15 protein-coding genes are annotated in these 13719 nt (G+C 65.2%); 8 read left to right on the forward strand and 7 right to left on the reverse strand.

What is annotated here, in order from left to right; genetic code table 11:
- The 8 genes from RHODMAR_RS24615 to RHODMAR_RS24650 form a co-directional block, all read left to right on the forward strand.
- Positions 1-1807 (forward strand): MMPL family transporter (locus RHODMAR_RS24615; RefSeq protein ID WP_008720260.1); only part of this gene is annotated, 1807 nt, incomplete at its 5' end.
- 27 nt (positions 1808-1834) lie between these two features.
- On the forward strand, positions 1835-2086 hold the full coding sequence (locus RHODMAR_RS24620; protein ID WP_008720262.1) for a YgaP-like transmembrane domain: 252 nt from the start codon (positions 1835-1837) through the stop codon (positions 2084-2086).
- A 42-nt stretch (positions 2087-2128) separates the two neighbouring features.
- On the forward strand, positions 2129-2548 hold the full coding sequence (locus RHODMAR_RS24625) for a DUF302 domain-containing protein (RefSeq protein ID WP_008720265.1): 420 nt from the start codon (positions 2129-2131) through the stop codon (positions 2546-2548).
- Positions 2548-3321: a sulfite exporter TauE/SafE family protein gene (locus RHODMAR_RS24630; RefSeq protein ID WP_008720267.1), complete on the forward strand. Its 774-nt coding sequence runs from the start codon at positions 2548-2550 to the stop codon at positions 3319-3321. The genes RHODMAR_RS24625 and RHODMAR_RS24630 overlap by 1 nt, the downstream gene beginning before the upstream one ends.
- 79 nt (positions 3322-3400) lie before the next feature.
- Positions 3401-3670, forward strand: coding sequence for a metal-sensitive transcriptional regulator (locus RHODMAR_RS24635; RefSeq protein ID WP_042940267.1), 270 nt, complete (start codon positions 3401-3403; stop codon positions 3668-3670).
- A gap of 53 nt (positions 3671-3723) precedes the next feature.
- Positions 3724-5091 (forward strand): MBL fold metallo-hydrolase, encoded by a 1368-nt coding sequence (locus RHODMAR_RS24640; protein WP_008720269.1) that lies wholly within the window; start codon positions 3724-3726, stop codon positions 5089-5091.
- Positions 5092-5278: 187 nt separating this feature from the next.
- Entirely contained in the window at positions 5279-5608 is a 330-nt protein-coding gene (locus RHODMAR_RS24645; protein WP_442970098.1) for a histone-like nucleoid-structuring protein Lsr2, read from the forward strand.
- 111 nt (positions 5609-5719) lie between these two features.
- Complete coding sequence (locus RHODMAR_RS24650; protein ID WP_042940269.1) at positions 5720-6082, forward strand: hypothetical protein; 363 nt, start codon at positions 5720-5722, stop codon at positions 6080-6082.
- A 96-nt stretch (positions 6083-6178) separates the two neighbouring features.
- Here the strand turns inward: RHODMAR_RS24650 and RHODMAR_RS24655 are convergent, their stop codons facing one another.
- The 7 genes from RHODMAR_RS24655 to RHODMAR_RS24680 all read right to left on the reverse strand — a co-directional run bounded on the left by RHODMAR_RS24655 (position 6179) and on the right by RHODMAR_RS24680 (position 13694).
- Positions 6179-8566: a DNA topoisomerase III gene (locus RHODMAR_RS24655; protein ID WP_008720283.1), complete on the reverse strand. Its 2388-nt coding sequence runs from the start codon at positions 8564-8566 to the stop codon at positions 6179-6181.
- A 69-nt stretch (positions 8567-8635) separates the two neighbouring features.
- Entirely contained in the window at positions 8636-9208 is a 573-nt protein-coding gene (locus RHODMAR_RS24660; RefSeq protein WP_008720284.1) for a hypothetical protein, read from the reverse strand.
- A complete protein-coding gene (locus tag RHODMAR_RS28425; protein ID WP_155288950.1) occupies positions 9205-9351 on the reverse strand; it encodes a hypothetical protein in 147 nt (48 codons plus the stop codon). The genes RHODMAR_RS24660 and RHODMAR_RS28425 overlap by 4 nt, the downstream gene beginning before the upstream one ends.
- A gap of 73 nt (positions 9352-9424) precedes the next feature.
- Positions 9425-9823, reverse strand: coding sequence for a hypothetical protein (locus RHODMAR_RS24665; protein WP_008720287.1), 399 nt, complete (start codon positions 9821-9823; stop codon positions 9425-9427).
- Between the two features lie 36 nt (positions 9824-9859).
- Positions 9860-11488, reverse strand: coding sequence for a M23 family metallopeptidase (locus RHODMAR_RS24670; protein WP_008720289.1), 1629 nt, complete (start codon positions 11486-11488; stop codon positions 9860-9862).
- A complete protein-coding gene (locus tag RHODMAR_RS24675) occupies positions 11485-11823 on the reverse strand; it encodes a hypothetical protein (RefSeq protein ID WP_008720291.1) in 339 nt (112 codons plus the stop codon). Before RHODMAR_RS24675 ends, RHODMAR_RS24670 begins: the two co-directional genes overlap by 4 nt.
- Complete coding sequence (locus RHODMAR_RS24680; protein ID WP_008720293.1) at positions 11823-13694, reverse strand: ATP/GTP-binding protein; 1872 nt, start codon at positions 13692-13694, stop codon at positions 11823-11825. The genes RHODMAR_RS24675 and RHODMAR_RS24680 overlap by 1 nt, the downstream gene beginning before the upstream one ends.
- Positions 13695-13719: the final 25 nt, after the last annotated feature.

A 13719-nucleotide genomic window follows, 5' to 3' on the forward strand; every position in this document is an offset into this window, starting at 1 on the left:
GTTCGACGGTGACACTCGCTTCGGTGAGGTCATCGCCCCCCAGCCGGGCATGACGATCAGTCCCGACGGTCGGACCGGCATCCTCATCGCCGGCGCGAACGCGAGTACCGACGACATGGTCAAGGCCGTCGACGAAGTGAAGGGCGAGCTGACCGCACTGTCCGGCGACGGCATCGAGGTCTACCCCACCGGGTCCTCCGCACTGTGGTCGGACTTCAACAAAGCCAACCACGATGCCATGATCCAGGCCGAATTGTTCTCCTGGCCGGTCACTTTGGCGATCATGGTGCTCGCTTTCGGCTCCCTCGTCGCCGCGGGATTGCCGCTGCTACTCACCGTTGCCGGCCTGGTCGCATCCGCAGGCGGACTCGTTCTGCTCAACGGCGTCACCCCGATCTCGGTGTGGGCGATGAACTTCGCGATGATGTTCGCCCTCGCCCTCGGAATCGACTACGCCCTGTTCATCGTCGCCCGGTTCCGCGACGCACTGCGCAATGCCGACCCTCGGGCCGCGGTCGCCGAAACCATGGACACCGCAGGCAAAGCCGTCGTCCTGTCCGGTTTGACGGTCCTGGTGAGCCTTTCGGCAGTCCTGCTCGTTCCCGCACCGGCGGTGCGCACCATGGCCGTGGGCATCATGCTCGCCGTCACCTTCGTACTGATCGCCACCATGACCCTGCTCCCGGCCACATTGGGGGCACTCGGCTCCAAGGTCAACGCCGCATCCCTGCCCTACGCCAAGCGTCAGCAGCACCGCTCCCCGAAGTTCGCAGCCTGGGGTGAACTGCTACACAAGCATCCCTGGCCTTTCGCGCTGGTCTCCGTCGGCATCCTCATCGCCCTCGCCCTTCCGGTCCTCGGACTGAAAGTCGCGATGCCCTCGATCTCCGTCGTCCCAGAAGACGCACCGGTCCGCCAGGGCTACGAGCTCGTCCAGGCCCAGTTCGGTGAGGGCGCACCGGGCGCACTGCAGATCGTCGTCCCGTCCTCGGATGCCGCCGCGACCGCCACCGCAGCCACTACCGTCGACGGGATCTCCATGGTCACCCCACCCCAACCTGCGGCGGACGGCTCGAATTACTCTCTGCTACAGGCACTTCCCACCGTCGATCCCTCGGACGAGAGAATGGGCACGATCCTCGGTGACCTTCGCGCGCAGCTGCCGGAATCCGCACTCGTCGGCGGTGCGCCTGCGGAGAACCTCGATCTGCAGCAAGCCCTCAACGACTATCTACCGTTGGTGATCGGCATCATCCTGGCCCTCGGCTTCGTTCTGCTGCTCGTGGCTCTGCAGGCGCCACTGATCGCGGTCCTCGGCACCGCAGTCAGTCTGCTCTCCACCGCCGCCGCATTCGGTGTCGCGAAGCTGATCTTCCAGGACGGGCACGGTGCGTCATTGCTCGGCTTCACCCCACAAGGGTTCCTCGACGGTTGGGGGCCGGTGTTCTTCTTCGCGATGATCTTCGCGATCGCCATGGACTACACCGTGTTCCTGCTCGCCACCGCCAAAGAGCACTACGAGAAGACCGGGGACCCGAAGTCTGCTCAGGTAGACGGGCTCGCCCACTCCGGCCGGGTCATCTTCGCGGCCGCCGCGGTGATGGTCGCTGTGTTCTTTACCTTCGCTCTCTCCGATCCGCTCCCACCGAAAGAAATGGGCATCATTCTCGGAGTCGCGGTATTGCTCGACGCCTTCCTGATCAGGCTGATCCTGCTGCCGGTCCTGCTGCGTCTGACCGGACATGCCGCATGGTGGTCGCCGGTTTGGCTGCGCAAGATATTGCCGTCGATCAGCTTCTCGCACTGACGCCCTCTCACCCCGAACGGAGAGATCATGATCGACCCGAACACCACCCACTCGGCCGCGTTCGCGGGATGGCCGATCGAACGTATCGTTCCCGCCCTCGCTGCCGGCGTCACCGCCACCGGCTTGGTCCTCGGCGAACTCCACGCACCGCAGTGGCGACTGCTGAGCGCGTTCGCTGCCGCGAACCTCGCCCTGTACGCAGCGGTCGGGTGGTGCCCGGCCAGCGCACTCCTCGCCAGGGTGGGCGTGCCGAGTATTCGCCGTCCCCGAATCGGGTAGGCACACATCACCGCAGTTCGATAATCGAAAGGAACTTCCCTCATGAACATCGCGCTCTCGACCACCCTGACCGACACCGACTTCGATACCGCAGTCGACGCCGTCAAAGCCGCCCTCTCCGACCAAGGCTTCGGTGTTCTCACCGAAATCGACATGCAGGCCACGTTGAAGGCCAAACTCGGCGAGGACATGGAGCAGTATTTGATCCTCGGTGCCTGCAATCCCACCCTCGCGCACCGCGCCCTTGGAGTCATGCGCCAGATCGGCTTGCTGTTGCCGTGCAATGTCGTCGTCCGCGCCGACACCGCCACATCCGGATCGATCATCGTCGACGCGATGAACCCCGACATCATGGTCCAAGCCACCGGCGAACCAGCACTCTCCGACGTCGCGGCCGAGGCCACCACCAAGCTTGAGGCCGCCATCGACGCACTCGGTGGCCAGGACACAGCCCACAGCTGATGACCTTCACCCTGGCACTGGTTCTCGGCGTAGCCGTCGGCATCCTGCTCGGTCTCCTCGGAGGCGGCGGGTCGATCCTCGCCGTCCCGGTTCTCGTCTACGCCCTTGGAATGGACCTGTCGGAGGCGATACCGACATCGTTGCTGGTGATCGGTGTCGCCTCGGCGACCGGGGCCATCCCTAAGGTGCGGGCCAAGCTCGTCGAATGGCGACTGGCGGCGATCTTCGCGGCCACCGGCATCGTCGGCACTCTGGTCGGCAGCGCCCTGGGCAGGCATCTGCCCGAGGCCGCCGTGCTGATCGGCTTCGCGATCGTCATGATCATCGCCGGGACGCGGATGCTGCGCAGCAACGACGATGTCGGGACCGCCTGCAAAACCGGCAATTCCGGGATCGACTGGCGGCGATGCGCACCACGGTCCATCCCGACCGGTTTCGGTGTCGGTGTCCTCACCGGACTGTTCGGCGTCGGCGGAGGATTTCTGATCATCCCCGCACTGGTGCTGTTGCTGGGAATCGAGATGAGCGTCGCTGTCGGAACATCGCTGGTGGTCATCGTCGCCAACTCCGCCGCCGGACTGATCGCTCAGGCCGACGGGCTCGGCGGAAACTGGCCACTGACAGCCGCGTTCGCCGGTGCTGCGATCGCAGGCTCGCTGGTCGCCGGAAAACTGAGCACACGCATCGACACCGACAAGCTGCGCACGTGGTTCGCCTACCTGGTGTTCGCCGTCGCGGGCTACGTACTTGTCGACACCCTCGTTCTGTCATGACCGACTGCACACACCGAACCGATGCCCCCGGGGGTAATCTGGAACCACTACCACCACAACACACCATCAGGAGACCGCAATGATCGGCGACGAAGACAGCATCGCACTGGTACTCAACCGTCTGCGCCGCGCACACGGCCAACTCGCCGGAGTGATCGGCATGATCGAGAACGGACGCGACTGCAAAGACGTCGTCACCCAACTCGCCGCAGTCTCTCGTGCTCTCGACAAAGCAGGCTTCAAGATCGTCGCCACCGGTCTCCGCGAATGCATGACCGGCGACACAGGCGACAACAAAGAACCTATGACCGAAGCAGAACTGGAAAAACTCTTCCTCGCACTGGCCTGAGCCCTCTTCACGTCGGAGACGAGGCCGACCCGACTACACCGTAGGAGTACCCCGTGAGCACGACCGATCCAGACATCGCCATCATCGAAACGTCGAGCCTAGGCGACCGCAGCTATCTGATCAGCCACGACGGCATCGCCGTCGTGATCGATCCCCAACGTGACATCGACCGCGTCCTGGCACTGGCCACGGAGAAGAACGCCGCGATCACCCACGTACTCGAAACCCACATCCACAACGATTACGTCACCGGCGGACTCGAACTCGCACGCGCTACCGGAGCCGAATACGTTGTGCCCGATGGTGACCCGGTCGAATACGAGCGACGAGCGGTCGGCGACGGTGATGTCGTCGACGCGGGATCGGCGACATTTCAGGTGATGCACACCCCGGGCCATACACATCATCACGTCAGCTACGTACTACACATGGGCGACGAGCCGATCGCGATCTTCACCGGCGGCTCGATGCTCTACGGATCGACCGGCCGCACCGACCTGCTCGGCTCCGAGCACACCGACGAGCTCACCCACGCTCAGTTCCACTCGGTCCGTCGTATCGCCGCCGAACTGCCCGCTGATGTCGAGGTCTACCCCACCCACGGGTTCGGTAGCTTCTGCTCCGCGACCCCCACCAGTGGAGATTCGTCGACGATCGGTGAACAGCAGCAGTCCAATCCCGCATTGACCCAGGACGAGCAGACCTACGTCGACGAGTTGATCGCAGGACTGTCGGCCTACCCCGCGTACTACGCCCACATGGGCGTCATCAACACCGCAGGCCCGGCCCCGATCGATCTGACCACCCCTCAACCCGTCGACCCCGACGAACTACGCAGGCGCATCGACGCCGGACAGTGGGTCGTCGACCTTCGGGCGCGGACCGCCTTCGCGGCCGGACATCTCGACGGCTCCCTCGGTTTCGAGCTGTCGACCACGTTCGTCACCTACCTCGGGTGGCTCTACCAGTGGGGTGCACCGCTGACCTTGATCGGCGACACATCCGATCAAATCGACGAGGCCACCAGAGAATTGGCGCGCATCGGCATCGACAGCCCCTCCGGTTCCGCTGTCGGAGAGATTCATTCGCTGGCCGGTGATGGGCGCGTACGGTCCTACGAGGTGTCCGACTTCGCTGGACTCGCCGCAGCCACCGCCGAACGCAAGGTAGCCGTGCTCGACACGCGTCAACAGTCTGAGCACGCGGACGGTCATATCCCCGGTGCTGTCAACATCCCTCTCCACGAGCTGCCGCACCGACTCTCAGAAGTCCCCGACGGCGAAGTATGGGTGCACTGCGCCTCCGGCTATCGCGCCTCGATCGCGGCCTCACTGCTCGACCGCGAACACCGCACCGTGACGCTGATCGACGACGACTACGACCACGCCGTACAGCTCAAGCTTCACACTGCGCGCACCTGACGGACGCGCCGGACAGGCCCACCCGCTAACACGAGTACACGCCTACAACTGAGCCGCCTGACTGAAGTGCTCGACCTGAAGCCCAGGTCCTACAGGGTCGGAAGTTCGCTCGCCGCTTCCACGCCTCCGGCGACGTTCGAGGTCGAGCCGCTTACGGCGGGGTGGGATCGACGTCGAATTGTCCGGGGTGAGCGGTCCTGACGTACCGTACTGCGGTGGTGTTACCGATGCCGAAAACGGTCATCAACGTGACGGGATCGACCTGAAAGCGAAGAACGCCAACGACTTTCATAGAAAGCTCGACTATTACATCGAGCATTCGACCCGGGTCGGCGGCCGCAAGCGCAAGCCCTCCCCCGTCGGCGCGACGACGCCCGCGAAGACCGGGATACCGGCCACGCGTGATCCTGCGCAGACACGCGCGATTCGGCAGTGGGCATTCGATCAAGGTCACCCGATCAGCGATCGCGGACGTATCCCGGCCGACATCGAAGAAGCGTACAACGCCGCTCACTGACCAGCCCGTGGAGTCTCTTCAGCTCAGCAACAGTGCGAAGAGGGAAGCTTTCTAGTGCTCGTCGCCCCCTATGACCCAAAATCTGTCCGGAGGAACGCTAGATTGCCCCGTATGAGCGAGAACGTTGGCGTGGCTGCGGTGCCCGATCACGTGCTCGATGGGCTTGCCGAGGTTCTGATCGACCGGATCGATCAACTCCTCGATCGGGTGACCGATCGGGCTGTGGGCGCGCCGCCGCCGGGATCGGCGGCGTGGGAGTTGGAGTGGAGTGCCCGAGACACTGCGATCGGACGTGCACGCGTGGCCGAACGCTCGCGTGTGCGAGAGGAATTGGCGCGCCGCGCGTGCGCCGAACTCGGTATCGCCGAAGGTTCCGCAGCGGCGGTGCCGGCTCGGCACGCTCCCCCGGTCCGACCCCGACGGACGAAGTCCGGACGTGTCCGCGTCGACGAGGCACAGCTGACCTTCTTCTGAACCGGCTGCTCGGACTCGTTTCCCGATGTGTGCAGGCGTACGACCCCGTTGTTGTGGCCTCGTGGACGGCTTGTTCGGCCCGCGTGCGGCACCGGTTTACCGTCGCACGGTGCGTTTCTTGGTGCCTGCGGTGGATTTGCGGTCCTCGAACTTCAGCTTGAATCCGAATGTCTTGCTGCCCTGGTAGGTGCCTGCGGCCAGTGCGCCTTTGGCCCGGTACGTCTTACCTGTCTTGCTTGTGGCGTCGAATTCGATGGTGTCCCCGGCCAGCAGCGACGCGAGTTCCTGCTCGGTGAAGTCCTTCCCCGACCAGTGGTCGTTGGCACCCCATCCGCGGCCTTTGAACGTGACCGGTTTGCCTTTCCACACTCCACTGACCAGGTCTGTGCGAGGTGCGCGTTCTTCGAATTGAGGGTTGAAGCTCACGTGTGGGTACTGCTTGCCGTCCTTGTCCCTCACTCCTGGTTCTAGTTTTCCCGTGCAGGTGAACGTCTTTCCCGACTTCGCGCTCGTCGCGGCGATCTCGATGACCTGTCCGGCGAGCAGTGCCGCTACTTCGGTGTCGGTGAACCGGTGGCCACCGAAGACCCGCTTCGCCCGGGTCACGACCGTGCCTGCATGGGTGAAATGCAGCTCCGGCGGCAGGTCGATCATCTCCACCGTTTCCCTGGTCACCCCGGCTTTGCCCATCCGTGCCGTGAGTTCGCCGGACAGCATGCTCGCATTTGCCGTCATCGTCTTCAGGTCGTGACGAACGAGATCGGCCACGAGGGACAGGTAGTCGGCTGCTTCGCCGGTTCCGGCCTGGATCTGCGCCATCTGCTCGAAGACCTGCTCGGTGATCGTCAGATCCCCGATGTGTGTGCCCGGCAGGATCCGATGGTTGAGTTCACCGATCGCGCTGAGGGTGATCTTGCCGCGCTTGTCGACCATTAAGGCCTTGCCGGCCGAGTTGTTCGTGACCTCGGCATAGGTGCTCGTTCGGGTCGCGCCTGTACCTACGCTCCGCTTCTCGAGCTGTTTCATCAACCATCCCATTGTCGGATGCGGCGGCCGCGGCGGGAAGCCCTCGTGGACGAACGGGTCCGCGACAGTACCCAACGCCGTCGCACCAGTGGGTTGCTCGTCGCGCTCGCCGTGCTCCTCCTCGACGACGAACACACCTTTCCATCCGAGCACTGCGGGCACATTCAGCGAGCCGACGAAGCTCGGGTACTGCTCGACGTGGCCGCGATGCTGGTCGTACTCGTAATCGGGCGCGAGCATCGTCAGGTAGTTCTTCGCGAGGAGCTCGTAGATCTCTTTGCCCAGCTCGCCGTAGGCCTTCTCCACTGCCGCGAGGCTCGGCGGTACGTTGGGCCCCGGACGGTTGGCACCGTGCGCGCCACCGGACTTGACGTGGCTCGTACGTGGGCCGCGATGGCTCAGCGCCGCCGGATCCACGCCCACCACACCGGCGATCGCGTCGACCGATGGAAGCAGCTCGTTGAACTGCTCGATCGAGATGAACTTGTCCTCGGTGCGCGGGTAGGACACCACCTGCGCCTCGTACATCTTCTGATAGGTGTCGAGAACGTTCTTGGCTCCAAAGCCCTTCTTCGCGAGCAGTGACGACAGTCCGGCCAGGTCCATCAGTTTCGGCGGTCCCGTTTTCTTGCGTGTGGTCCCGTCGTGGACGACCGGTGACGACTGCAGGCCGCCAGGAACATCGTTCTCGTTCTCGAATCGATCGACCTCGGGGTCGGTGTACGTCACGCCGTTCTCGTCCCGAAACCGGTTCTCGTAGAACGCCTTCTTGACGTATCCGTGGTGCGCGTCGAGCCCGTCACCGACGATCACGACCATTGCGGACTTGAGTCGGCCGTTACGTAGCACGGTGGTCGCGCCCGCGGTCTTGGTCGCGAGTCTGGTGAACTGCATCGAGAGCATGTCCCACTTCGACCGGAAGTCGGCCTTGCGGTAGTCGCCTTCGGCGGCGATCGCGGTGACCGGGCGACGGGCTGTGAAGGCCTTACGCAGCGATGCAGGGGTTTCGTCCAGGAACTCCATGCGTTCGAGCTTCTTGTTCTCGAGGCCCAGGTACTCCACGATCTCCCAGCCCAGCAGTGAGCCTTCACCGGTGGGATCGAGATCGGCTGCATTGCAGATGCTCTCGCAGCCCGAGAGGGTCGCCTTCAGCTCAAGGAGCAGGCTTTTGGCGTCCGGATCGGTGACCAGCTTGCCGCCGGACACCCGGCGCCGGATCTCTCGCTCCCAGCGGAAGTCGTCGGCGTTCCACGGGAGATGCTCGAGCTCCCAGCTCTTGTACTTGTCGGTAAGAGGCGCGGGCACCATTGCGGAAGGGTCTTTCAATTCCAGCAGGTGGCCGCGAGCGTGGACGATGACGTACTCCGTGCCTGCGAACGTGCCACTCATACCGCCCAAAGCGGTCGCGAAGTTACGAGCTGCGGAGGGCTTTTCGGTGAGGATTCCGACTTTTCCCATGACAATAGATCCTTCTCTGCGGTTCGTGCGGCGTGTGGACAGCGAGGGTGTTGCCGGTGGCCAGTCGGGCTAGAGACCTGCGCTGACGAGGCGATAGTTCGCGACTTTCCAGCCGTCGTCGGTGCGTTCGAGGTCGACGGCTCCGGTGTAGCCGGTGAACGGGGTGATCTCACCGCTGCGGTGTTGGACGACGCGGTCGATGACGACAGCCACGGTGGCCTGGTTGTCACCGTCCGTCTCGGCGGCTGTGCCGTCGGCGTAGATGCTGGTGTCCGGTCGAGCGACGGCGGTGACGACGTCTCCGCTGCGCGCCCACGCCGGCCATTCCGGGATCGGTTGCGGCGCTGGATCGGGTGGCGTGGTCGCGGCGGTGGCCATCGATCCGGTCACGTTGTCGCGTTGCGCGTGCAGGGCATCCCACGGTGAATCCTGCACTGCGGGTTGCCAGGTGTACACAGCGGACATCACCGACGTCGCGACACCCACGGGGTCGGTGGCGGACGGGTCGATGGCGATTCCGGCGTCGGTACCCGGTGGTGGCGGTGTGTCCGAACCACGGGACAGGAACACGATCACGGCCGCGATGGTCACCACCCCGACGAGACCGAGACACGCGAACACGATGCCTGCTCTTCGGCTCATCTCGTGGTCTCCTGCGAGTCGGAGTCGTTCGCTGATTCAGCGTCGGTGTCGCAGATCTGGCCCAGCGCAGCGGCTTTGGCGATGACTTCGAGCCAATCGACGATCGGTGCATCCGCCTGGCGGTTGTGGAGGATCTGTGCCATATCTGTGCTCCTTGGTCTGTGATGGTGCCAGTGTCCTGGTGGCCACCGACAACAAATGTGGTTGTGGGCCTTGCTAGCCGACGGTGGGCACTCCTGCTGCGGCGACAACGCTCACCGTCCATATCGCCGACATGACGAGCGCGGTCGCCGCCAAGTGGATGGCTTTGCGGAGCGCAGTGACAGTCCAGTTCTGCGCTCGCGCAGAGGCGTCGGCGACAGCGATGAGGCTGCCTATGGTCATCGCCGCGGTGACGACGATGACGGCCCACCAACCATGCGCGAGAACGTCGCGGGTCGCTGCGGCGCGGCCGCTGTCCTCGATCGTGGTGATCATCGACTCCAGGATCAGTCGGGCGACGGGAACAGCCCACACCGTCCATACGATGACCGAGGTCAGAGCCAGGGCTGTCAGTGCTCGATGCCGATCGTGGGACGTCAGGTGGTGGCTGGTGCGTGTCGGTGCGGTGCTCATGAGTGGGCCTTTCCGTCGAGCATTGGTCGGTGGCGGCTATCGGGCCAGGTCGTAGTCGGATGCGGTGGCGGTGATGGTGGTGACGTAGTTCTGGGTCTCCGAGTACGGCGGGACGCCGCCGAACTGTTGGACCGCGCCGGGGCCGGCGTTGTATCCGGCGAGCATCAGCTCGACGGGATCGCCGGTGATGGCACCGGATTCGATCTCCGGGCGCAGGGTGTCGGCGACCGAGCAGTTGTAGCGGCCCTGCGCCATGACAGCATCACCGATGTCGTTGGGGTCCCCCTCCCCCGCTGCACCAGTGACCACTCCCTGTTCGTCGACGGGAAAACCGAACGACGCCCAGGTACCGGGAAGGAACTGCGCATACCCCTCGGCACCGGCGGGGCTGGTCAGGCCGGGTGTGAAGCCGGATTCCTGTTTGAGCTGAGCGGCGAGGACCGCGGGTGAGAGTTCGCGGCATTGCTCGGCCGAGAGGGTGAGCCACGGCTCGAACTCGGGCGGTATCTGGCCGGCGGCGAGTTGTCCGTGATCGCCGAGTCCGGCACCGGGTGCGGTGGTGCAGGTGCCGGTTGCTTTGGGTGCGGATCCACTGCCGCCGGGGACGGGCCCGTAGGTCTGACCGGGTGCCGGTGCGCCGTGGCCGACGGTGGTGACGTGGACGTGGTCGAAGTGGTTCTGGGTGGGCGATCCCCTGTCCTCCATGGTGTTCGGTTCACCTTGGGAGGGGATGTATTCCTGTCGCCAGATCATGTACTCGATCTGGAAGTAGTCGCGGTTGCTCCACAGGTAGTCCTTGACCTGGTCGCCGAGTGCTCTTCCTTCCTCGGAGGACCAGTTGTCGATCATGATGTCCGCGGCCCGGCCGGAGGGGTGGTCGTCGAATCCCCCACCGTCGGCGCGCCACCCGCCGATCGTGGTGATCTGCGGGAACTTCGCGTGCACGGCGCGGGCGACGCGGACGGTGTCGACCTGGAAGTGCTCTTCGGATCCGACGGTGGCTGGGAGAGCGGCCATCTCGGCGGAGCCGCCGGTCGAGGGCGCGAGGGTGGCCGGGGTGCCCGTTGACGGGAGTGGGCTTTGGCCGGCCGGGCCGGTGCCGGGGTCGGCGGCGGCGTCGTAGAAGGGTTGCGGGTCGATCGCGTTGCCCTGTGCCCAGCCGCCGGGGTGGTACTCGAAGTGCAGGTGCGCACCGGTCGACTGTCCGTTGTTGCCGATGTCGGCGATGTGCTGACCGGCGGTGACGCGGTCCCCGACCTGCACGAGCACACCGTCGGGGAACATGTGGCCGTAGACGGTGGAGACGACCGCGCCGTCGATGTTGTGATCGAGGACGATCCACATGCCGAACCCGTCGGCGGGTCCGGCTTTCGAGACGACGCCGTCGGCGTAGGCGTAGATCGGTGTCCCGACCGGACCTGCGAGGTCGATGCCGTTGTGGTTGGTGCCCCACCGCGTCCCGAACGGGCTCGAGACGGTTGATTCGGTGGTCTTGACCGGCTTGGCGAACGACCCGGCCGGAACCCCGCCTGCAGCAGAGGAAATGCCCTTCCCGGGAAGACAATCGGTCGGCACTTCCTCGCGGACACCGGTGGTGACGAACAGGACCACGAACAGGGCCAGCGCGAGGACGACGGTCAGAGCGATCGCGCCGCCCTTTTTCACAACGCGGCCGCCGACATCGACTCCGCGCCGATCGATCGCGGGGCGTGAGCGGCCAAACGCTCGCTGAGGGAACGGTTCTCCGACCGCAGCCGGGCGATCTCCTCCTCGGCGGCGCGTAGTCGTGCGGTCACCTCGTCCGCTGCGGGGCGACGCGGCGAGCCGTACTTGTCCTTGATCCACCGGGCCACGGTGTTCTCGTGTGCCCCGATCGAGACAGCCAAGGCTGCAACGCATTCGGCGCGGGAGGCGTAGTTGTGGCGCGATTTCTCGTATTGATCGAGCGCCCACGAGTGGGTCTGCGCCGAGTATTCGGCGCGGGGGTACTCGGCGGTCATCACTGCGCTCCGACCAGTACAGAGTCTTGGCCGTAGTGGGCGTCGTCGGTATCGGCGGCGTGGTGCTGGCCACCAGCGAAGTACTCGGCGAAGCGGGCATTGGTGTCGTGGACCCCGGTGTCGTATTCGACGTCGGTGAGCACCGTCTGGATGGGGATACCGGGGGTGTTGTCCTTGGCGACCTTGATCAGGAACTTCCCGCGCCCGATCGGGTTCCGGACCGTGCGTCGTTCCGAGCCCCGGAGTGCTGCCCCGCGCGACCAGGACGTGACCATGCCTGCTTCGGCGGCGGTGAACTTCAGCTCCCCGGACAGGCGTTCGACCTCACCGATCGGCAGTCCCCCGCACACGACCATGCCGGCGCGGTCGATGAACCCCTTGGCGGTCTTGATATCGGCTTCAGTGGGCAGGGTTTCGAGGTCACGGCCGGTGTGGGTGATCATTAGCAAACCCGTTGCGTCGGTGCGGTTGAGGCGGGTGATCTCGTTGACGCGGGCAACCATGCCCGGTCCGGCTCCGATGACCTGCCACAGCTCGTCGAGCGCCATCAGGAACAACCGTTGCCGGTCCAGGCCTGCGTCGGCGAGCAGGTGCGCCGCTTCCACGGTGCCGTAGGCATCGGCCCAGCAGGAGAGCATCACGGCCGCTTTGAGAGTGGTGTCTCCGCGGTCGAGGCTCGAGACGTCGATGCAGATCATCGGCGCATCGAGGTCGATCGGCTCGGTGGTGTGGTCGGCGAAGATGTCCCCGAGCGGGCCGGAGGTCAGTGCGCCGAGGGCCTGCATCAGTTCGGTGATCGCCTCGCGGTAGCCCTCACGATTGGTCTTGTAAGCAGCTTGAAGCATGGCCGGTGATCCGGTGTCGATGCGGGCGTAGAGGTCTTTGAGCAGCGGCGGGTGGGTGTAGGAGAATCCGCCGTCGGCGTACAGCTCGCGCAGCGCGATACCGATCAGGGAATTCTCGAAGGCCTTCACCGAGTGCGTGTCGTAACGGATCAGCTCGACCAGGGCGCAGACGGCGTTGATCTGGCGGGTGGAGATGGTGATGGTCGCGACGTCGATCAGCTCGTCGAGCTCGGCGATCCGATCGGGGTCGGTGGCCTCGTCGCGGGCGGCGATCGCGCGGACGACGGCTTGGCCGAGGGCTCCGGCGGCGAGGGGGTTGAGATGTCCACCGCCGTGCCCGAGGGTGATGACCTGACCGCCGACCAGGTGGGTGAGCTTGACGTATTCGCCCTTGATGTCGCCCGCGACGATCGGGGTCTGCCCCCACCCGCACGCCCCGAGCAGGATCTTGCGGATCAGCGTCGACTTCCCCAGACCGGGCAGGGACAACACGAACATCGAGGGGTTGCCGATGAGCTTGTCGCGGAAGTACGCGAACGGATCGCACGAGACGGCGTTGCCGGTGATGGCGTGCTGACCGACGATGGTGCCCGCCGAGGGTGCGGCTGCGCCGATCGCCCACGGGTTGAGCCCGCACATCTGCACCGAGGTCGCTTCGTACTCGATCGGGGCCGGGACGGTCGACATCCGGCCACCACCGGCACCTTTGAGCCCGCGGGTGCTCGACGACAGTGCTGCCCGCCACCAGGGGTCTCCCGCTGCCTCGTGGACGGCTTGTTCGGCCTGCGGGTGGTCGTTGCGCCACCGGGTCAGCCCGAGGCCGCGCCGGGAGAGCGTGGAGGGCTCTTCGGCGTCGCCGGTGGCGATGAGGGCGGCGAGCTCGGCGTAGTCGGTGTCGCCGATGATCCACCGCACGAACGCTGACGGCTGCGGCGCTGACGTCTCGTACAGGCCAGGCTCGTCTGACCTCATCTCGTCGTATCGCGGGTCGTAGTTCCTGCGCGGGCGGTGGTCGGTCGTCGTCATTGTGGGTGTCTCTTTTCTCGGGCAG

Origin of the sequence: Rhodococcus sp. AW25M09 (assembly GCF_000333955.1) — a bacterium.
Lineage (GTDB): Bacteria > Actinomycetota > Actinomycetes > Mycobacteriales > Mycobacteriaceae > Rhodococcoides.